Source organism: Trinickia sp., from assembly GCF_051961175.1.
In the GTDB taxonomy this organism is placed as follows: domain Bacteria; phylum Pseudomonadota; class Gammaproteobacteria; order Burkholderiales; family Burkholderiaceae; genus Trinickia.
Genome location: NZ_JBQCDN010000198.1, coordinates 14,415 through 35,973, shown reverse-complemented (window position 1 = coordinate 35,973; position 21,559 = coordinate 14,415). Strand labels below are relative to the sequence as shown.

At 60.8% G+C, this 21,559-nt stretch carries 16 protein-coding genes; 5 read left to right on the top strand and 11 right to left on the bottom strand.

Features of this window, described 5'->3' with window-relative positions; translation table 11 throughout:
• The first annotated feature begins 426 nt into the window (after positions 1-426).
• From ACTHL0_RS11860 to ACTHL0_RS11850, 3 genes are all read left to right on the top strand, one after another.
• Entirely contained in the window at positions 427-1,659 is a 1,233-nt protein-coding gene (locus tag ACTHL0_RS11860; protein WP_440566930.1) for an AAA family ATPase, read from the top strand.
• Positions 1,656-3,470: a cobaltochelatase CobT-related protein gene (locus ACTHL0_RS11855; protein ID WP_440566929.1), complete on the top strand. Its 1,815-nt coding sequence runs from the start codon at positions 1,656-1,658 to the stop codon at positions 3,468-3,470. Before ACTHL0_RS11860 ends, ACTHL0_RS11855 begins: the two co-directional genes overlap by 4 nt.
• 158 nt (positions 3,471-3,628) lie before the next feature.
• Complete coding sequence (locus ACTHL0_RS11850; RefSeq protein WP_440566928.1) at positions 3,629-4,582, top strand: alpha/beta hydrolase family protein; 954 nt, start codon at positions 3,629-3,631, stop codon at positions 4,580-4,582.
• 133 nt (positions 4,583-4,715) lie between these two features.
• Here ACTHL0_RS11850 and ACTHL0_RS11845 read toward each other — a convergent pair whose 3' ends face one another.
• From ACTHL0_RS11845 to ACTHL0_RS11805, 9 genes are all read right to left on the bottom strand, one after another.
• Entirely contained in the window at positions 4,716-6,428 is a 1,713-nt protein-coding gene (locus tag ACTHL0_RS11845) for a methyl-accepting chemotaxis protein (protein ID WP_440566927.1), read from the bottom strand.
• The gene (locus tag ACTHL0_RS11840; RefSeq protein WP_440566926.1) at positions 6,362-6,703 is read right to left on the bottom strand and encodes an L-rhamnose mutarotase; all 342 of its coding nucleotides are present in this window, start codon (positions 6,701-6,703) and stop codon (positions 6,362-6,364) included. The genes ACTHL0_RS11845 and ACTHL0_RS11840 overlap by 67 nt, the downstream gene beginning before the upstream one ends.
• Positions 6,704-6,766: 63 nt before the next feature.
• The gene (locus tag ACTHL0_RS11835) at positions 6,767-8,293 is read right to left on the bottom strand and encodes a UxaA family hydrolase (RefSeq protein ID WP_440566925.1); all 1,527 of its coding nucleotides are present in this window, start codon (positions 8,291-8,293) and stop codon (positions 6,767-6,769) included.
• Between the two features lie 23 nt (positions 8,294-8,316).
• Positions 8,317-9,450 (bottom strand): mannitol dehydrogenase family protein, encoded by a 1,134-nt coding sequence (locus ACTHL0_RS11830; RefSeq protein ID WP_440566924.1) that lies wholly within the window; start codon positions 9,448-9,450, stop codon positions 8,317-8,319.
• A gap of 37 nt (positions 9,451-9,487) precedes the next feature.
• Positions 9,488-10,498 carry a zinc-binding alcohol dehydrogenase family protein gene (locus tag ACTHL0_RS11825; RefSeq protein WP_440566923.1) on the bottom strand — a complete coding sequence of 337 codons (1,011 nt, stop codon included), beginning with the start codon at positions 10,496-10,498 and terminating at the stop codon, positions 9,488-9,490.
• A gap of 66 nt (positions 10,499-10,564) precedes the next feature.
• Positions 10,565-11,581, bottom strand: coding sequence for an aldo/keto reductase (locus ACTHL0_RS11820; RefSeq protein WP_440566963.1), 1,017 nt, complete (start codon positions 11,579-11,581; stop codon positions 10,565-10,567).
• A gap of 99 nt (positions 11,582-11,680) precedes the next feature.
• Positions 11,681-12,628, bottom strand: a complete 948-nt coding sequence (locus tag ACTHL0_RS11815) for an ABC transporter substrate-binding protein (protein WP_440566922.1) — start codon at positions 12,626-12,628, stop codon at positions 11,681-11,683.
• 38 nt (positions 12,629-12,666) lie between these two features.
• The gene (locus ACTHL0_RS11810; protein ID WP_440566921.1) at positions 12,667-13,698 is read right to left on the bottom strand and encodes an ABC transporter permease; all 1,032 of its coding nucleotides are present in this window, start codon (positions 13,696-13,698) and stop codon (positions 12,667-12,669) included.
• On the bottom strand, positions 13,691-15,241 hold the full coding sequence (locus tag ACTHL0_RS11805) for a sugar ABC transporter ATP-binding protein (RefSeq protein WP_440566920.1): 1,551 nt from the start codon (positions 15,239-15,241) through the stop codon (positions 13,691-13,693). The genes ACTHL0_RS11810 and ACTHL0_RS11805 overlap by 8 nt, the downstream gene beginning before the upstream one ends.
• A 232-nt stretch (positions 15,242-15,473) precedes the next feature.
• Between ACTHL0_RS11805 and ACTHL0_RS11800 the strand changes: the two genes are divergently transcribed.
• The gene (locus tag ACTHL0_RS11800) at positions 15,474-16,175 is read left to right on the top strand and encodes a FadR/GntR family transcriptional regulator (RefSeq protein ID WP_440566962.1); all 702 of its coding nucleotides are present in this window, start codon (positions 15,474-15,476) and stop codon (positions 16,173-16,175) included.
• Positions 16,176-16,466: 291 nt separating this feature from the next.
• Complete coding sequence (locus ACTHL0_RS11795) at positions 16,467-17,213, top strand: methyltransferase domain-containing protein (protein WP_440566919.1); 747 nt, start codon at positions 16,467-16,469, stop codon at positions 17,211-17,213.
• 80 nt (positions 17,214-17,293) lie between these two features.
• Here ACTHL0_RS11795 and ACTHL0_RS11790 read toward each other — a convergent pair whose 3' ends face one another.
• Both ACTHL0_RS11790 and ACTHL0_RS11785 read right to left on the bottom strand, forming a co-directional pair.
• Positions 17,294-20,398: an efflux RND transporter permease subunit gene (locus ACTHL0_RS11790; protein ID WP_440566918.1), complete on the bottom strand. Its 3,105-nt coding sequence runs from the start codon at positions 20,396-20,398 to the stop codon at positions 17,294-17,296.
• Positions 20,395-21,516, bottom strand: a complete 1,122-nt coding sequence (locus ACTHL0_RS11785; RefSeq protein WP_440566917.1) for an efflux RND transporter periplasmic adaptor subunit — start codon at positions 21,514-21,516, stop codon at positions 20,395-20,397. The genes ACTHL0_RS11790 and ACTHL0_RS11785 overlap by 4 nt, the downstream gene beginning before the upstream one ends.
• Positions 21,517-21,559: the final 43 nt, after the last annotated feature.

Sequence of the window (21,559 nt, the reverse complement as noted above, 5' to 3'; positions counted from 1 at the left end):
CGCTCAAGAATAAAGAAGGCCGCAAAGACGCCGACCGAAACGACCAACGACATGCTGATCGTTTGAGGCAAAATGGATTTCAAAATACCCTCCTTCAGGCCAGGGCAGTGCATTTGAAATGAATCGACGCCATTCGCAGCGCTCATCTGATCGTGCGGCCATGTATCGCCAAAAACGATGGAGTCGCCTCCAATCCTCGGACGCTCGATATATGTGTAGAACCGATAAGCATATGCGCTGCTACGATAAACACTAACCATCGGGTGCGCAAGACGCTTACCGGGCTCGCTCAATTGTTTCCAGGTGGAAACGGAAGCGGCTGATTCCCAGGGCATCGACCTACTATAAAATCGAGGTTGATCTGCCAATTATGTCAGTTGACAGCGATGCGCCACGCAATCCCAGTCACAATTACCGGGCAATACCATGACTTCACCAGAATTGACCGAAAACGATTCGCTCGGCTTTTATCGACGTGCTACCGAAGCGGGCGAGCAGTGGTGGCGCGTCACCATCGGAGATCGTCCGCATACGTATCGCATCGAGCAAGGCATCGGCGACACACTCGGTGATATCGACCTCGTCGTCGATGCTGAGAATCTGCGTGCGAAGCTCAAGAAGTGGCATCGGGAGGGCTTCGTCTCTGACGCGCAGGCACCGCTGCACGAACAGAGCGCCGATGCGCGTATCGCATTCATGAGCGAGCTTGCACGCGTGGTCCCCCAGTACCGCCCTGCCAAGTCGGATCGGAACGAAAGCGGCGATGGCAGCGACGCTTCCCCGCTCGTCAACGTGCGTATCGGCACGATTGAGTTCCCCTGCGGCGCCGGTCATGCGCTCGTGCCGCGCATCAATCCGGCCTATCTGTTCTCGCCACGCTTCGAGGACATCGTCCTGGATATCCTCGAGAACAAGCGCGTCATGCTGATCGGCCACACAGGCGCCGGCAAGACGAGCTTCATCGAGCAGGTAGCCGCCCGCGCACGCTATGGCGTGTTGCGCTCGAATATGAACGGTCAGACGACAGCCGGTGACTTCGTCGGCTTCTGGACCGTCAAAGGCGGCGAGACGATCTGGGTCGACGGCGTGCTGCCCACGGCGATGCGTGAGGGGCTTTGGCTCATCGTCGACGAGATCGACTTCGCGGAGCCATCGATTCTGGCCGCGCTGACCGCCGTGCTCGAACCGCAAGGACGCCTTGTGCTGAAAGAGAAAGGGCATGAGATCGTCGAACCGCATCCCGATTTTCGCCTGTTCGCAACGGCCAATGCCGTCGGCGCCATGAGCCGCTTCCGGCATCTGTACCAAGGCGCCAACCTCATGAATGAGGCGTTTCTCGATCGCTGGCGCGTCTACCGGGTCGACTATCTGTCGCCCGAGGAAGAAGCCGACGTGTTGGTGCGCACGCTCGCACCGCATCTGACACGGCCGCTGGCCGACACGCTGGCACGCATCGCCGCCGAGTGCCGGGCAGCCTTCGTCCGCGAAGACTTGTCGAGCGCATTCTCGACGCGGCGTCTGATCGACTGGGCCGAACTCATGCTGCGTACCGGCGATCCCGAGCGCGCGGCCGAGCCCGCCATCTATGCGAAGGTCGCGCCCGAAGACGCGGCGTTCATCCGCGCGATCGTGCGTCACCACATCGCACCGGACTCATGAGCACGACACGGGCAGCACGGCCTATCCGTCCCGCACACGTCGCGCGCGAGCAAGAGGGCTTCGGCTTCGAATCGACGCTCGGCAAGATCGCGCGCGTGATCACCGGAAGCTATGGCGTCTCGGTCGCCTTCAGCCCCGAAGGCCCGCGCGTCGAACAGGGGCGCATTGTGATACCGGATCGAGCCGGTGATGAAACGCTGGAAAAAGATGTGCTCGTCGGCTACTTGGATCTTCTCGCCGCTCGCGCGAAATATTCATCGCTCGATGCGCTCGCCGCGCAACCCGCCGGCGTAACGGCCGAGCTCGCGCAAGTCATTGAGGACCAGCGCGTCGCGTTGAGGCTGATCGAAAGCTATCCCGGCGCGCGCTGGTTTCTGGGCGCGCTGCGGGCGCATGGGGCGCGGCAAGCGGCACAGCGCTGGCCACGCTTGCATTGGCGCGCTCGCCTGGTATGGCGCATCGAGCGCGCGCTGTGGAACGAAGCGCCGGGCGAGATCGAAGCGCAAAGTCATTCACTGACCGCTGCCCTGCATGCGGCCGGCGAACTGATCGATGCCGCGCGGAACAGTCGCTCGACTCGGGAAAGCATCGAGCGTGCGCAAGCGATCGTTGCGCGTGTGCGTGCGCTATCGGCCGGCGACGCGAACAATATGATGTTCACGACGCAAGCCGCCGAAGATATCGAAACCGAGCGGGCGGCCGCCACGTTCGAATCGTTCGACGACACGTTCGCGCTCGACGCCCCGCTTGCAACTGACGACTGGCAGGCGGAAGCCCCTGGACGCGCATCGGACGCTTCGTCGCACGAAGCGGTCGGCATGGGGCGTTCACCGCTCGGCGCAGCGGTGCTCGATGAAGCCGAAGCCGCGCGCGAGGCGAGCGACATGGAAGGCCGGGCATCTCATCGCGCCAAGGCCGGCCTCCGCCCACAGATGTCCGTCCCGCTGGCTACCGAGTTCGACGTCGAAACCGATCTGACCGGCGCAGGCGAGCCCACGGCCTGGCGTGCACTGCGGCAAGCCGCACGCGCCCAAACGGCGTCACTGCAAGACCGGCTCGAACGCGCGCTGAGCGCCGACGAACGCATCCGCTGGCGCCGCGAGCAGGAGCGGGGAGAGATCGATCGCGCCGCGCTGGCCAAGCTCGCGACATCGCCGGGCTACCGCACACCGTTTCGCAAGCTGCATGCGATCAAGGGCCGCGACGTGGCCATCACGTTGCTGCTCGATCGTAGCGGTTCGATGGCGGGCAGAAAGATCGAGCTCGCTCAGCGCTGTGTGGCCGCGCTTGCCGACGCGCTGACGCAGTTATCGTTCGAATGCGAAGTACTCGGCTATAGCTCGGTCGATAGTGCGCCGATGCGAGCATTGCTCGAACGCCAGCGTACCGCCGGCGCCGATCTGAGCCGCTACAACCGTTTCGTCGAACGGCTCGATTTGAAGATCTACAAACGCTTCGGCTCGCCTGAGCTCAGCGGCCTTGCTTGCATCGATTGCGGTTATGAGAATCCCGACGGGGAAGCACTGGCCTGGGCCGCCGCCCGGCTGGCCGAGCAGCGCGCCGCACGCCGCGTGCTGATGGTGTTCTCCGACGGCTACCCGTCGACGGGCGACGGCGATCCGCAAGTGCTGCGCAGTGATTTGCGCGCACGTGTCGCAGCGATTGGCGCACGCGGCATCGAGCTTGTCGGGGTGGGTGTGCTGACCGATGCGGTGGAGTCGTTCTATCCGCACAGTATTGTGGTGAGCCGGCTCGCCGAGCTGGCGCCCACGGTGTTCGGTGTGCTGAGTCGTATGTTGCTTGAGCGGTAGCCCAACCGATAACTCGTCCTCCAGTAGCTGAGCAAGCGTAGGGTCAAATCAGAGTCAACGCGCTGATCTTGTCGTTGACGCAGGTAACGGGTATGCAGCCCACGCGGCGAGGAGGAACGATGCCCATCTTAAGAACAGCCCTCGTATCCGCTTTCTGCTTGATCGCAACACTGGCCCATGCGGCCGGCTTTCGTCTCATCACAGTGCCCGCCGAAGCCGGCGCTCCGATGCTCCGAGCAGCCGTATGGTCGCCTTGTCTCGAGCCGGCGGGTGAGGTGAAAATCCGCACAACGACGCTCCCCGCGACACCTGACTGCAGGGTGTCGGGCGAGAAACTACCGTTGATCGTGATCTCGCATGGGTACCAAGGATCTTTCATCAGTCACCATGACACTGCGGAAGCACTCGCGGACGGTGGGTTCGTTGTGGTTGCGCTCAACCATCCAATCGACTCAGGCGGTGGCGATATGAGCCATGCCGACACCCTCGCCGCATTAACGGACCGTCCAGCCGACATCAAGAGATTGATCGACTACATGCTCACCGCATGGCCCGATCATCAGAAGCTCGATCCCGACAACATAGGATTCTTCGGTTTTTCGAGGGGCGGTTACACGGGCCTGGTTGTCGCCGGCGGCGACCCCAATCTCCAAAAGATGACGGCGTTCTGCGCGAACGGCTTTCCGAAACCCATCTGCGCCCAACAGCAAGGCGATGAAATCCAAGCACAAGCGCTCGTGCATGACCCGCGAGTCAAGGCCCTTGTCATCGCCGATCCTGCGTTCGGTCCATTGTTCGACACACATGGCTTGAAGGACGTAAAGATTCCGATTCAACTTTGGGAATCGGAGCTGAGCGGAGAAGACAAGACCGGCGGCGAAGTGATGCCTGACTACGTTTCAGCGATCGATCACGATCTACCGATAAAGGCCCACTACCATCTCGTGCGAGATGCGGGCCACTTCGCCTTTCTTGCACCTTGCTCGGCCGAATTGGCGAAGAGACTTCCCAGGATATGCTTGGATAAACATGGGTTCGACAGAGTCGCCTTTCATCAGCAATTCGACGCCGCCGTATTGGCCTTCTTCCGGAAGTACCTGGTACACAACTGACCCACTGACGGTGCGCGCCCCCGAGCTCCGCACCTCAACAACGCCCGCCGGCAAAGGCCATCTGCGGGCGAAGCGAAAACGTTGTTCTTTGCACGCATACCAATCGGCCGCGGAGGGTAGGACGCCTTCTCGCTTAGACGCTAGCCATTGCACCCGGGACTGCATCAATCGGGACCAATTTGAACAACGCCACGGCATCCGTCAGCACCGATGCCTCTCCTTCGAGAGACGTCGCCGCCGCGCTCACCTCTTCGACCAATGCCGCATTCTGTTGCGTGGCGACATCCATTTTTGTCACGGCATCGTTGATATCCGCGATGCTGAGGCTCTGCGCTTGGACTGCGGAACAAATGTCAGCCGTCAACCCGTTGACGGTTTCGAACGACGACACGACGTCTTTCATCGTTTCTCCCGCGCGGTCGGCAAGCGCGGAACCTGCTGAAATTTTTTCGACTGTCTCATCGATTAGCAGCTTGATCTCCTTAGCCGCATCGGCGCAACGTTGCGCGAGGCTCCGTACTTCATGCGCGACAACCGCGAATCCACGTCCGAGATCACCCGCGCGCGCCGCCTCAACCGCGGCGTTCAGCGCAAGAATGTTCGTCTGAAACGCAACGCTGTCGATCAGGCGCACGATTTCCGCGATCTTGGTCGAATGAACGGCGATTCCTTGCATCGTCTGAACCACTTCGCTCACCACCTGACCACCCGCGACGGCAGTACTTGACGCGTGCAGCGCGCGTTGACTGGCCTTATCCGCGTGCTCAGCGTTGGTCTTGACGCTGTCCGTCAGTTGCTTCATGTTTGCGACCGTACGCTCCAACGACGCCGCCTGCAGTTCGGTACGGCGCGATAGATCCGCGTTGCCCGATGCAATCTCCTGCGCACCCACTCCAATCGTTTCGGTGCCGTTTCTCACACTTCGCACCATCGCGACTAGCGAATCCTGCATCGCCTTGAGATCGGCGAGTACCGCGCCCATTTCGTTGCGGTACTCGATTCGGATTTCTCCGCTCAGGTCCCCAGATGCGATGCGCCGTAGATGAGTCATCGTTTCGGAAACAGGATGCACAACGACGCGTATCAGCATCGCTCTCGCAAAAAGGCCGAGCACCAGTGCCACCACCGACGTCGCCGCGAGCAGCCCGATCATCCTGCGAAACCTCGTCTGCGCTTGCGCATATCGTGCGCCCTGCCCTTCCACGACAGCGTGCTCCCTGTCGTTCACACCGGCTTCGTAAACCTTCGCAAGCAATTCCGACTCCTTGCCCTGCAACGTCTTGAAGCTGCCGATATTCATGCTCTCCAACGCCCGGAGACCGGGTAGCACAACCTTGTCGACCACGGCGCGGCGCTGTGCTTTCAATAGGTTCGCCACTGCCAGTGCCTGCGGATCGGCTTCCTGCAATTGGACGAAGCGCTCAAACGAACGCTCGGACTCAGCGATCCCGCGACGGGCAACGGCCAGAAGATCCGGTTGAGCATCACCTAGCGCATAAAGCGCCTGATAACTGTCGAGTGATATGCGAGCGCGCTGCAACACCGCATCGCTCGTCTGCAACGCCGCAAGCGACTGCGTATCCCTCTCATACATCTCGCGCAAGGCGTCGTGGCTCAGTTTTAGCGCCCCGGCACCCGCCAGGATCGATATAAGCAAAATCGCAAAGAACGCAGAGATGACCAGCGTAATGCTCATTCGAAAAGAGAGATGCTTCAACATAGGTTCCCCGTCGCCCGCTCTATATCGTTGTTGTCTGGTTCTGGTGATGCGCGGACACGCTACCGCTGCTGTTGCAAATCGAATATCCGATCCATCGGCACCCACTTTTGTCCGGCCGGTGTCCAAGGCGTGGGCGCCTGAAATTCCCACATCAGCGTTTCCCATTGTTGAACCACGGGATTATTCAACGCTCCCTGGGCCATTCGATCGGCATCGTAGCGGGCATCGTCCGTGTCCATGATCATGAACAAACGCGTTCCCAGACGATAAATTTCCATGTTCGTGACCCCGTGCTCGCGTATGTGACTGAGCACATCGGGCCAAACCTCGCGATGGAAATCCTCGTATCGGGCGATGAGTTCGGGATCGTCTTTCAGATCCAATGCAAGACAGTAACGCATGGTCCTTTCTCTTATGAATGACCGGTTATGCAACTAGAGGAGATTGCGGCTCACGATGGCCGTCTACATGACGCTGCCCTGCATCCAGGGCACGAACTCGCGATCGCCTATGCCGTTCATTTCGCTGCAGGTCCGCTGCCCCGACGCCACCGCCAGCATCAGCTGAAACAGTTGCACCCCGGCCTCCTCGACACTGAGCGTTCCATCGACGATCGGGCCGCTGTTGAAATCCATATCGGAGCGCATCCGCTCGAAGAGCCCCGTGGTCGTGGCCACCTTGATCGTCGGAACGGGTTTCGAACCGAACACCGAGCCTCGCCCCGTCGTGAAACAGACAAGGTTCGCCCCGCCCGCGATTTGTCCTGTAGCCGATACCGGGTCATAGCCCGGCGTGTCCATGAACACGAGGCCCGGCTCATGCACCGGCTCGGCATAGTCATACACCGCGCTAAGCGCCGTGCTTCCTCCCTTCGATACCGCGCCAAGCGACTTCTCGAGAATGGTCGTAATTCCGCCCGCCTTGTTCCCCGGCGACGGATTGTTGTTGAGTTCACCGCCTCCCGCTGCCGCATAGCGCTCCCACCAACGCAGCTTTTCGAGCAGACGGCCGGAGACGGCACTGGATGCGGCTCTCGCCGTCAGCAAATGCTCGGCGCCATATATTTCCGGCGTTTCTGAAAGGATCGCGGTCCCGCCGTTACGCACGAGCAGATCGACGGCAACGCCCAGCGCCGGGTTCGCCGTTATGCCCGAATACCCGTCGGAGCCACCGCATTGCAGCCCTAGCTTCAGCTTCGACGCTGACACCCTCGTGCGCGTTGCCCGATTCGCGACGTCGAGCAATTCCTGGACAATCGCAATGCCGCGCCCGATCGTCTCCCGCGCGCCGCCTTCTTCCTGGATGACGAGCGTTCGAACCGGACATGAGCCGAGCGGCCCCAACATGTCGGTCATCGCTTCGACCTGATTGACTTCGCAACCGAGGCCCACGAGCAGCACCCCTGCAAAATTGGGGCTTTTCGCGTAACCAACGAGCGTGCGGCGTAACAGCGCGATGCCGTCTCCCGTCGACGACATCCCGCATCCGCTCTGATGCGTGATCGGCACGACGCCATCGACATTCCCGAGCGACGCAAGGGCATCGCCCTTGAATGCATCGGCGATCGCGTGGCAGACACTGGCCGAACAGTTGACACTGGCGATCACGCCGATGAAGTTTCGCGTGCCAACCTGCCCGTCGGATCGCTCGAAGCCCATGAACGTATCCGAGCCTTCGGCGCGGACACGCTGGACGACCACCCCGGCCTGCGGCTGCCCCTGCTCGTGTTGCTCGGGCATACCGACGTTATGCACATGAACGTGCTCGCCGGCCGAAATGTCTCGCAACGCGATGCCAATGGTTTGGTGGTATTTGCACACGTTCGCACCGCTGGCGATGTCCCGGGTCGCCACCTTGTGGCCGGCGGGAATATCCGACAGCACGCCCAGCCGACGGCCGCCTACGTCGACGTCATCGCCTTGGGCCAATGAGCGCAGCGCCACCGCCACGTTATCGTCGCCGTGCAGAAGTACAACGCTCCGATCCGTCATGATTGATGCCTAATCTTCGTTTATTAGATGAGCCCACGCGCGCCAAGCAAGCCACGCAAGCGCGGTTGAGCGTTTTCCATCGACAGCGAATGCGCCAGTTCGATTAGTGGCAGTACTCGCCGTTTGAGCTTCGCCACGTGGTTTTGCGCGATGTCCGCAATTCGGTGATCGAGATAGGGATTGCCGAACCGCTCGCGAACGCTGCTGAGGTAGTCTTCGGCCTGAACGCGCATGCCCATTGCCTCGAAGACGGGCAAGACTTCCTCCTGCCACACCGCTTCGACGTCAGCGCGCATACGCGAATCTTGCATCGCATCGAGCACCGTTTCGGACATCGAGCGCTGCTCGGTGAGCCACTGCTCCGCCAGCCAGGTATGGCCGAGGTTGAGAAAAAAGAGTTTCAACCGCTCATGGGTTCGCAAGTCGTCCGTCAAAACCATGCTCTCGTGGGTGCAGGGCAACTCCATTCCCGCGCGTCGCTCGATCGCCCAAAGGGCGTATGGCTCGGCGACTGCACCGACGGGATCGATCGGCTCCGACACGATTCGATCCACGAGTGAGTTCACCCAGACACATCGATCCCGAATGTACGCGATGAAAGCATCGGGCAACGACCATTGCGTCGCTAAACCGACCACGATCGCGCGCAGCGTATCGCCGTTGTTCTCCACCAATTCACAGGGGAAAATCGACACGCCATCGCCAGCGCGTTCGCGCCAACGCGAATGCAGCAATGCGAGCAGCTTCGCGGGATAGCTGCGCGGCACAGATCCGCCGTCAGAAAGCATATCGACGGAATCTTTGTCATCGAGGCGATAACCCGTGTCGCCGGTGTTCGATACGATGACCCTGACATCTTCGATCGCTGCGCGGCGGACTTTTGCCCAGTCGCGATCGGCCACCCATGCGGAGCGGATCGCATTGCCGACGACAACTTTGTCGACGATGTCGCCATGCTCTCTGCCCCGAATGCGTACCGGATAGCCGGCTTGCCGCGACAAAGCGTCAACGCGTGCGTGACTGGCGGGGTTGCCGGTGGTCTGCACGACACTGATGCCACCGATCGCATCGCCGCGCTCCAGCGCTTGCGAGACAAATAACGCAACGTGCGCTAAGAGGAACCGGCTCGTGCCGAACTGAAGTATGGGTTCACTCATGCTGGCTATCCTGAACGTCCCACGGCATTTGATTGGGTCAGCATTCGACCAAAGCCTTCACCACGGTCTGCCCCGTCTCCAACAAGCGCGGAAACGCCTCCGGAACGTCGGCAAGCCGCATGCGATGCGTGTTCAGTGCCTGATCTGGAATGCGCCCCGCACGCATGGCTTCCACCACGGTCTCGAAGTCGGCGGTCGTGGCATTGCGGCTGGCGAGCAAGGTCATTTCGCGCTTATGAAACTCCGGATCGGAGAACGTCACCTGCCCCGGCACGATCGAGATCAGCGTGTATTTTCCGCCGTGCGCGACAAACCCAAACCCACGGTTCATCGCGTCGATATTGCCTGTCGCATCGAAGACGACATCGAAGAACTCATTGTTCGTGATCGCCGCAAGTTGTTCGGTGTCGGTGGGACCGACGGCGACGGCAGCATCCACCTTCAATTCGGATTTGCACAGTTCCAGGCGGTCGGAACGCGTATCGAGACACGTGACATGGGCGCCCCGCAGTTTCGCAAAGATCATGGCGGCCATGCCGATCGGGCCGGCCCCGACCACCAGCACGCGTTGATCGGCCAATACATCCGCCCGTCGCACCGCATGTGCTCCGATCGCCAAAAACTCCAGCATCGCGGCCTGATCGAGCGTGACGCCCTCGGCCTTGTGAACGAACTGCGCGGGTACGCTGAGATATTCGGTCAGTGCGCCGTCGCGATGCACGCCCAACACCTTGATGTCCACGCAACAGTTGGTCTTGCCTTGCCGGCAGGCAACGCAATGCCCGCAAGACAGATACGGCATCACGTAGACGCCATCGCCCGGCGCAAATCCCGAGCCATGGTCCGCCTCGGCTACCACCCCGGAAAACTCATGCCCCATCACACGCGGGTACTGCAGATAGGGTTGATTTCCGGTGAAGATATGCAGGTCGGTACCGCAAATTCCAACGCGAGATACGCGCAGCAATACTTCGCCGGCAGCCCGAACGGGTGCATCGATTTGCTGTGCGCGCAACACACCCGGTGATTCGCAAATCACGCTAAGCATATGGATTCCTCTTTATCAAATCATGCGCGGCGAAGGAAGTCGCCTACGCTATAAAACCTGCCTGCGTCACAGGTGCGCCTGCGGTACAGGGACATTGGCGGCAATCAGTCCCTCGTTGAGCAATGATTGCCAATACTGTCCGGGTATGGGCCGCTCGAGCCATGCGATGTTCTGCTGCAATTGCGCAACACTGCGCGCGCCGACGACACACGAAACGACAGCCGGGTGAGCGAACGGAAATTGCAGCGCCGCGGCCGGCAGCGGGACGTCGAACCGCGCGCAAACATCGGTTAAGTGCTGCACTTTTCTGACCACTTCGGCAGGGGCATCGCCATAGTTGAACTTGCCATTGCCGGCGAGTACACCGGAATTGAACACCCCTCCCACGACGATTGCGGTTTCCGCACGCACGCAAGCGTCGAGCAACGGCTCGAGCGCGGTTTGCTCAAGCAGTGTGTATCGTCCAGCGAGCAGGACGACATCGAGCGGCACCTCGTTCATCGCATCCACGACGATCTCCCACTCGTTGACACCGAGGCCGATCGCGCGCACCGCACCGCTTTCGCGCAATTGCGCCAAGGCGCGAAAGCCGCCGCCTTGCGTGAGCTGAGCCCAGTAGTGCGTGTGGCGCTCGCCATGCGTCATCGCCCCGATGTCATGCACGTAGAGGATGTCCAGGCAAGCCATGCCAAGCCGCTGCTGACTGTCCTCGTACGAGCGCATGATGCCGTCGTAGCTGTAATCGAAGGCAGGCCGAAAAGGCGGCGGCTCGGCCCACCCATCGTCACCGGGCCGCACACCGGCATCGGGACGCATCAGACGGCCCACCTTCGTGCTGAGCACGAAGGCGTCCCGATCACGTGCAGCGAGCGCCTGTCCAACCCGTCGTTCTGAAAGCGTATAGCCGTAATACGGCGCGGTATCGAAATAGCGCAGGCCGGCGGACCATGCGGCATCGACAAGCGCTTCCGAATCGGCCCACGATATAGGACGATACAGACCGCCGAGTTGAGAGCATCCGAGCCCTAAAGCCGTCAGTTCCAACCCACTGCGCGGCAAGGCACGTATTTCGCGAGCATTGATCATCGGGTGAAGCGTTCGTGAACAGGTGAATCGTTGAAGGGGTGCCGCAGTTGGACCGCGTCGACCGCGTACGTTCGTCGACGCAGCCCAAAAGCGTCGTCAATAAAGGACGTTCTTCGCCGTGGGCGAATCGAGGTTTTGCTTGTCGACCATGACGACGCCCGTATCGATGTCCTTCGCAACGGGCTTATGTTCGATGATGTTCACAACCGTCTGAATCCCCTTGTATCCCATCTGATAGGAGCCTTGAACGGCGATCCCCTGGATCGTCCCGTCGCGCACGAAATTTTGCAGATCCTGATTGCCGTCGAACCCGATCGCCACCACTTTGCCCGCCTTCCCGGACTGTTTCAGTGCTCGCCCCACGCCAATTGCAGTCGGCTCGTTGGCACCAAAAATCCCCTTCAAATCGGGATTGGCGGAAAGAACGTCGGTGGTCTGATTCAGTGCCGTCGCCATCTGAGACTGCGAGTAGTACGGGCCGACGATCTGCAGCTTCGAATGTGCCGCGAGGTACTTCTTGAAGCCGCCGACACGTCCGATTTCCGATCCCGCGCCCGGCACGTAGGACATGAGTGCGATCTTTCCGGTCTGACCGACGCGGTCGATCAGCGCCTGCGCGCAAAGTTCGCCGGCCTTCTCGTTGTCGGTCGACAAGAACGACTGGTAGTACTGCTTGCCGGCGTCGGACAGCGCGGAGTCAACCACCACGACGGGGATGTGCGCCTCCCACGCTTTCTTGATAGCCGGCACGAGCGCATCGGGATCGGACGGTGCGAGCACGATACCCGCGACGTGGCGATTGACCGCGTTCTCGACCATGTTCACTTCATCCGCGATATCGGATTCGGCTGCCGGGCCTTGGAAGGTCATCGTGTATCCCTTCGTGGCGCCCATGGCGGCCTTCGCGCCCTTCTGCACGTTTTGCCAGTAATTCGAATTGACCGTCTTGACGATCACGGCGATCTCGCCGCCTTCCGCATACGCGCCCGTGCTGAATGCCGCACACAACAATGCCGATACTGCAAAAATCGAAAGCCTGCGCATGTCTCGCTCCTCTTTTCTCATGGTTGAACTACGCTTGATTACCGCTTTTTGCTACGCAACTGATCGATCCAGACGGTGCCGAGAATCACGACGCCGATGATGATCTGCTGGATGAAACTCGATACGCCGTTCATGTTCAGGCCGTTGCGCAGCACGCCAATGACGAACGCGCCGATGGCCGTGCCCGAGATCGTGCCCACGCCCCCCATCAACGACGTTCCGCCGATCACGGCACTGGCGATCGCATCGAGCTCGTACATGACGCCTTCGTTGGGCTGCCCGGTCACGAGACGCGACATCAACACGCAGCCGGTGACGCCGGCCAATGCGCCGGAGAGCACATAGGTGAACATCGTCACGCCGCGAACGTTGACACCGGACAGACGCGCCGCTTCGGGGTTGGAGCCGACCGCATAGATGTGCCGGCCGAGCGAAGTCTTCGATAGCAGGATGGCGCCCGCGATGAAGAACACCACCATGATGACGACGGGATAGGGAATGCCCGGAAACGTCGTATCCGGAAAGCCGTCGGCCCCGATATGCGAAACCCGGAACAAGGCGCCGTTGCCCAGGACACCGAACGCATTGCCGAGGTCCGAGACCGGGCGTGCTCCCGTAATCTGCAGGGCAAGCCCTCGAGCGACCAGCATCATGCCGAGCGTTGCGATAAACGGCGGCAACCCCATGCGCGTCACGCACATGCCGTTGACGTATCCGCACAGTGCACCGACGAGCACGCCGCAAAGCATGGCAACGGGCACCGGCATGCCCGCCTTCGCGAGCAATGCGGCCGAAACGCCCGCGAGCGCCAGCACCGAGCCGACCGACAGGTCGATACCGCCGGTGATGATGACGCAGGTGGCGGCAACGCCCAGGTAAGCGATAGACGTCACTTGCAAGCTGACGGTCATCATGTTGCCGACAGAAAAGAACGCCGAGCTGGCGACCGAAAATGCGATCACCAGTGCAACGAGGCTGCCTAAGGCTGCGAACTTTTGAATAAGGTCGCGGCGCCGCTGTCGGGCCGAGCGGTCGGCGCTCTGACTACGATCCGATGTCATTTCAAGCATGGGTACGCCCCGAAGCAAAGTGCATGATCTCCTCCTGACTGGTTTGTTTAGTTTCGAGAACGGCCGTGATCCGGCCTTCATGAAAGACTGCGATCCGATCGGTCATGCCAAGCAGCTCGGGCAGCTCGGAGCTGATCAGCACGACACCGACGCCGTCCGCCGCGAGCCGATCCATCAGCCCGTAGATGGCGAACTTCGCTCCGACGTCGATCCCGCGCGTGGGCTCGTCGAAGAACAAGATCTTCGATCCTCGATACAGCCATTTGCCGATGACGACCTTCTGCTGATTGCCGCCCGACAAGTTGCGAACGATCTGCTCGACCGACGGTGTGCGAATCGCCAGATCGCGCACATAGCGCCCTGCGATCGCGGCTTCTTCATCGAATCGCAAGAAGCCCGCACGTGAGGAGACACCGCCTACGTTTGAAAGCGTGATGTTCGCGGCGACAGACATCCCGAGCGCGAGGCCATCTTGTTTGCGGTCTTCCGACAAATAAGCAATGCCGTGACGAATCGCTTCGCGCGGCGAGCGGATCGTCACGCGGCCGCCATGCAACTCGATTTCTCCTTCGTCCAGCCGGTCCGCCCCAAAAATCGCTCGGGCGACCTCGGTACGGCCGGCCCCCATGAGACCGGCGAAGCCGAGGATTTCGCCCTTGCGCAACTCGAAGGACACGGGACCGAATACGCCGTTGCGGCGCAGATCCCGCGCAGTGAGTAACACCGCGTCCGTGGGTAGGGATTGCCGCGCGGGGTAAGCGTCATCGAGGGACCGCCCCACCATCCGCGCGACGATGTCATTCACGGTCAACGTTGCAAAATCGTCCGTCGAGATATACCGGCCATCGCGCAGGACGGTCACGCGATCCACGATCTGCGCCATTTCGTCGAGCCGATGCGAGATGTAAAGAATCGCCACGCCGGCCGCGCGCAGCTCTTGAATGATTCGAAAGAGCTGGACCGTTTCGGATTCGGTCAAGGACGACGTCGGTTCGTCCATGATCAACACGCTCGAATCGAACGAAAGCGCCTTGGCGATTTCCACCATCTGCTGCTGCGCAATAGACAGCGTGCCCACCAGCGTGGTGGGCGCCACGTCCAGGCCGATTCGTTGCAGACAGCGCACGGCGTCCGCATTGAGTTTGCGGGTATCGACGAAGGGCCCGCGCTTCGGCTCCCGCGCGAGGTAGAGATTCTCCGCCACGCTCAGATGCGGAACCAGGTTCAGCTCCTGATGAATGATCGCGATGCCGGCGGCCTGTGCCTCTGAGGTCGAACCGAAACTGACCGGCGTGCCGCGATAACTGAGCGTGCCTTCGTCAGGCTGGTACTGGCCGCTGATGATTTTCATCAGTGTCGATTTGCCAGCCCCGTTCTCGCCGCAGACCGCATGCACCTCTCCCGCCCGAAGGTCCAGACGAATGCCATCGAGGGCGACCACGCCAGGAAATCGCTTCACGACACCTTCAAGACGCAGAATCTCCCGTCCCGGTGCATCCCGATCGGCAACGGCGAGGCTTGGTGAACTGCTGGGCGCTGTCATTACGTCTCCATGTACGGCCAACCTTGTTTGCTGCCTGGTCAGTCCAATTTAGGGTGATTAAAGCGAGATTTCTCTGCTTGGTCAAGCCAATCTTGATTTATTCTCACGCATCTTACCAATAGTAGAAACCCCAACGCGACCGTCAATCGCTTACTGCACAACGGTTCCAGGCCGTCGTGCTAGACTTCGACGCAGGCTGCGTGGCCCGCCGGAGCCCCTCTCTCTCCCTATGATGAAATCAACAGAACCCAAGCGGCTTTACCAATCCGTCGCCACTCAAATCCTCGCGTTGATCCGTCAGGGTGAATTTCCGCCCGGAGAACGTCTGCCGCCCGAACGCGAACTCGCACTGAAGCTGGGCGTGTCGCGCCCTTCGCTGCGCGAAGCGTTGATCGCGCTGGAAATTGGCGGCCAAGTGGAGATCCGGATGGGATCGGGCGTCTATGTGTGCGAGGCGAGCGAGGACGCCGCGGGAACAGTGGGTGCGCTCGGCGATAGTCCGTCGGAACTGATGCAGGCGCGCGCAGCCATTGAAGGCAGTGTGGTCGTGCTCGCCACGGCGCATATGACCGCGGCCATGCTGGATCGGTTACGTCGCACCGTTGAGCGGATGCGCCGGCTGTCCGCCGCAGGGAAGTCGCCTGTCGAGGCGGACCGGCAATTCCATATGTTGATTGCGGAGGCCGCGGGCAATTCAGTGCTCAGCCGCTATTTGGGGGAGTTGTTCGACAGTCGCCATGATCCGATCGCAGCCGCGATGAGGGGCCATGCGGAGAGCGCACAAACCTGGACGGCCGCCGTGCAGGAACATGAGGCGATACTGAAGGCGTTGCAGGCCGGCGATCCGATTGCCGCGCAAACTGCCATACGTGCGCATCTTATGGCGTCGGAAGAGCGGTGGATCAGTGGGGCGTTGAAACAGGGAGGGGAGTAGCTATCTCATTTTTTTCGTGTCTTTTCGTTTGCAAGGTATCCGGCGCGTCATCGTAGACAGCGACGAGCAACGGCGGGCGCACGAGCACGTATGGCCCGCCCGGTACTCAAAAAACGGCCGAGCACCGACAAACGCGATTCGCGAATATCACGCTTTTTTCGTTTTCCGATCCCACGGAGGATGCACCGCGAGGCTACGCTGTTCGCCTCATCTTCGACGTCGGGCAGCAAGCCCGATATCGATGTCCAAGACATCCCTTGCGAAGGCGCAGAGTCACAGGAGCGGTGAATAATGGCTGAACATTCGTGCGTCACCAAGACAGAAAAGTACCGCGTCCAGATGAGCGACGGTCGTCTGTTTCTGCACCTCGCCAATGACGAGCGTGGTGCCATGACGGTGATGGAACTCGCCCAGCCGCACGAACTCCCGGCACTCTATACGCGGAAGATGCTATTGCCGTTGGCCTTCATTCCTTCCCCCGCCGATGTCGTTCTGATAGGGCTCGGCGGAGGCCAGCAGGCTAAATTCATTCATCGATACCTACCTGAACTCAGGACCATCGCACTGGAGATCGACCAGGAGGTTGTCGAGCTCGCGCGAGCGCATTTCGGCCTTCCTGTGGATGACGAGCGGTTGCGCGTGCTGGTCAGCGATGCAGCCGATTTCGTCCGGGATCACGGCGACGAACAGTGCGACTTGATTCTCTCCGATGCATTCGGCGAGGGGTATCGTCCTGTCGATGCTTTGCACTCGGCGGAATTTTATCGGGCGTGTCATCGCATTCTGCGCAGCGGCGGCGTGATGACGGTGAACGTCTTCGAACCTACCGCGATTTGGGCGAATCGTTTTATGTCGACGGTGTCCAGCATCTTCCCCTGCAGAAAGTTCATACCCATCTCGCCCGTCCAAGGCGTCATGGTCCTTTGGAAAGGCCGCCCAGACCTCGACTGGGATGCCGTTCGTGAACGGGCCGCCAAACTGGATGGGAAAGCCAACTTAGGCTTTTCGGCATTTGTCGACGAGTTGCAAAACGAGTAGATGATTGCCCCGCGCAGAGAAGGAGTGTGAGTTGACGGCGCACCGGGGCCATAGTGGCCTCGGTGCGCATCGTGCAATCGCTACGCAATACTGCCCGCGCTCGCACTCACCTCATCGACAGCCCCACTCTCCCCAACCTCCGGTCGAATCTTGAACCAGATCGAATACATCGCCGGCAGAAACACCAAAGTCAAGATCGTACCGGCGAACGTCCCGCCGATCAGCGTATAAGCCAGCGTGCCCCAGAACACCGAATGCGTCAGCGGAATGAACGCGAGCATGGCGGCCAGCGCGGTCAAGATGACGGGCCTGGATCGTTGGATGGTGGCTTCCACCACGGCATGGAAAGGCGTCATCCCCTCGCCTATGTTGTGCTCGATTTGCCCGATCAGGATCAGCGTATTGCGCATCAATATCCCCGAAAGCGCAATGAGCCCAACCAGTGCATTGATCCCGAACGGCTGATTGAACAGCAACAACGTAGGCACCACGCCGATCAGCCCAAGCGGACTCGTCGCGAAAACCATCGCCGTCGCGGACATCGATCGCGTCTGGAAGATGATGATCAGCAAAGTCAGCGCGATCATGATCGGAAACAGCGGCACCAGCGCCTTCGTCGCCTTGCCCGATTCTTCGATCGATCCGGCCTCCTCGATCCGATAGCCGTCCGGAAGCTTCGCGACAATCGGCTGCAACTGCTTCATCATCGCTGTCGATACATCGGGCGGCTGCAGTCCGTCAGCAATGTCGCCTCGCACGGTGATCGTCGGCGTCCGATCGCGACGCCGCAGGATCGGGTCTTCCATCCGAATATCGACTTTGCCAACTTGCGACAACGGGATGCGCTGACCGGCTGCGCCAATCAAAGTGAAACCGTTGATTCGATTCGGATCGAGGCGAATCTCGCCCGCCGACCTCGCGACAACCTCCACGGAACGAATATCCTCGCGGACGTTCGTCACCGGCACGCCCGTCAGGAGAAACTGCAACTGCTGCGCGACGGAGTTCGACGTCAGCCCAACCGCCGCGAGTCGATCCTGATCCAAAGTGAAGTGAAGGGTCGGCATGAGCGGCCCCCAGTCAGTATTCACCGTTCGCATCATCGGGCTCGCCTCCATGACGCCTTCGACCTCTGCGGCGATTGCCCGCAACGTACCGGCATCCGGACCCACGACGCGAAATGCAACCGGATACGGCGAGTAAGGCCCGAACACCAACTGCGTGACACGCACCTGTGCGCCCGGCACCAACCCTTCAGCAATTGTTTTACGCAGGCGGTGTTTCAGCGCCTCCCGCTGCACTTCGTCGTTCGTGCGAATCACGATCTTGGCGAAGGACGGGTCCGGCAACTCAGGCGACATCGCCAAATAAAAGCGCGGCGCCCCCTGCCCGATGTACGAGGTGACGATCTTCGCTTCGGGCTGCTTCGCCAGCCACGCCTCCACCTTCTCCGTCGCCGCGGAAGTTTGTTCGATCGACGTGCCATAAGGCATCTGAACTTCCACCATGACTTCGGGGCGATCGGACGTCGGAAAGAATTGTTTCTTCACGACACTCATTCCCGCCACAGCCACCACGAACGATCCGACCACAATTCCCGCGACCATCCATTTGCGCTGAACCACACGCACGAGGAACCGGCGGAAGCGCTGGTAATTGCGCGTGTTGTAGATCGCCTCATGCCCGCCTTCGATTTTCGGAATGTCGGGCAGCAGCTTCACGCCGAGATACGGTGTGAAAACGACAGCAACGACCCACGAAGTGACCAGCGCAATACCGACGATCCAAAACATGTTGCTCGTGTATTCGCCGGCTGTCGATCGCGCAAAGCCATTCGGCATGAAGCCCACCGCGGTCACCAGCGTGCCCGAGAGCATCGGTGCGGCCGTGTGACTCCACGCGTACGCCGATGCCTGAACGCGGCTGTAGCCCTCCTCCATTTTCACGACCATCATCTCGATCGCGATGATCGCATCGTCGACCAGCAGCCCGAGCGCCAGGATCAGCGAGCCCAGTGTGATGCGATCGAAGTTCTTCCCCGTTGCAGCCATGACAACGAACACGGCCGCGAGCGTGAGCGGCACCGCCGCCGATACGACGATCCCGACACGCCAGCCCATGCTCGCGAAACTCACGATCATGACGACGAGCAACGCGACGAAGAACTTGATCATGAATTCGTCGATAGCCGAGTGGATATTGACGGCCTGATCCGTGACCTTCGTCAGGCTCATTCCCAGCGGCAAGCCTGTATTGATCTTCGCCACCTCCTGATCCAGCGCTTGCCCGAGGTCCAATCCGTTCCAGCCGTCACGCATGACGACCCCCAAAAGCAATGCCGGCTCGCCCTTGTTGCGAATCTGGAAGGTGGCCGGATCTTCGTAACCGCGCTCGACGGTAGCGACGTCCGACAGCTTCAGCGTTCGCCCCTGAACGACGATCGGCGTATCGCGAATCTTTTGCAGTTTGTCGAAGGCACCGTCGACACGGATGAACACTTGCGAGCCCGATGTATCGATCGAGCCTGCCGGTGTCAGCACGTTCTGGCCGTTCAGCGCCGCGAAGATTTGCAGCGGCGTAACGCCGAGCGTCGCGAGCCGATCGTGCGAGAAGGAGATATAGATTCGTTCCGCTTGCTCGCCGACGATGTTGACCTTCTTGACGCCCGCCACGTGAAGCAATCGCTGACGAAGCTGTTCAGCATCACGGACGAGCAGCCGTTCGGGTTGTCCTTTCGCCTTGAGCGCAAACAATGCAAACGTCACATCGGAGTATTCGTCGTTGACGATCGGCCCAATCACGCCCGCCGGTAAATTTCCGGCTTCGTCGGAGAGCTTTTTGCGCGCCTGATAGAACTGCTCGGGCACGTCGCCGGGCGGGGTGCTGTCGCGCAGCGTCACGGTCGTGAAGGCGAGCCCGGGACGCGTATACGTTTCGGTGCGGTCGTACCACCGCAATTCCTGCATGCGTTTTTCAAGCGGCTCGGCGACCTGATCCTGCATTTCCTGCGCGGTGGCCCCCGGCCATGCCGTAATGACCGTCATCGATTTGACCGTGAACGGCGGGTCTTCGGCTCGCCCAAGTTTGAAGAAGGCGACGATCCCGGCAACCGAAATCAGGATGATCAAAAACAGAGTGACGGAGCGCTCGCGAACCGCGAGGGCCGACAGATTGAATCCGCTCATCGCGTCGCTCCCTGCTGTCCGATCGAAGCCGCGGCGATCCGATCATCGAGTAGACGCACTTTTTCGCCTTCGTGAAGCAGTTGTGCGCCAAGCGCCACGACCTGTTCGCCTTCGCGGAGGTCTCCAGTGACAACAGCGGTTTCCGTACCGAGTGCCGTGATGTGAACCTTATGCCACGACGCATGCGCCGGCGATCCGGCGATCGTCCACACACCGGTGCCCGTGCCCGGATCGAACAATGCGCCTACCGGCACCTCCAAGACGGACGCTGACTGTGCGGTGTCGCGCGAGAGGTTGAGGGTGACGGTGGCACCGAGCGGCGCGTCCGACAGCGCTCCGCCCAGGACGTATCTCGCCTCGAACGTGCGGGTCAGGCGATCGGCGGAATCCGACAACTGCCGCAACGTAGCGGGTACCGTTTTTCCGTCGGTGCCATAAAGCCGCGCCTGCGCAACGGAGCCGGAAGCCGGGCGAAGCGTTTCGGGAAGTTGAACGACGGCCTCGCGCGGCCCCGCGTGCGCGAGACGCACAACGATCTGGCCCGCGGTGACGACCTGCCCCGGCTCGGCCAGGGTATCGACGATGACGCCGTCGGCGTCCGCAAGGAGTACGGCGTAACCGGACGCATTGTTCGCAACGTCCGCCTGGGCTTTCGCGGCTGCCAATTGCGCCTTGGCCGAATCGGCGGCCGCCTTGAGCTGTTCGTACGTCGACACCGAGACGGCGCCCGCCGCCACCAGGCCACGGTACCGGGCTTCATCGTCTGCGGCTTGCGTAGCTCGCGCCTGGGCAGCGTCCACCAACTGCTGCTGCGAACGCGCCTGGAGGCCGAGGTCGACAGGATCGATCCGCATCAAGGGCTGACCGCGTTTGACCGTCTGCCCGATGTCGACCAGACGCTCGATGACTTTTCCTTGAACGCGGAAGCCGAGATCGCTTTGTACGCGGGCGCTTACGACACCCGTGAACGAGCGGCTTGCCCCCGGAGCCGGCTGGACCGCGGTTGTGCGCACGAGCGGAGCCTCAGTGCGCGGATCAGCAACATGGCCCTCACCGCACGCCGCAAGCGCGAACGAGGCTAGGCTCAGTGTGTAGAAGAGATGACGACGCGCAAACATGAGGTCGCTCCTTGCGACGAGTAGGAGACCTCATTCTGATACG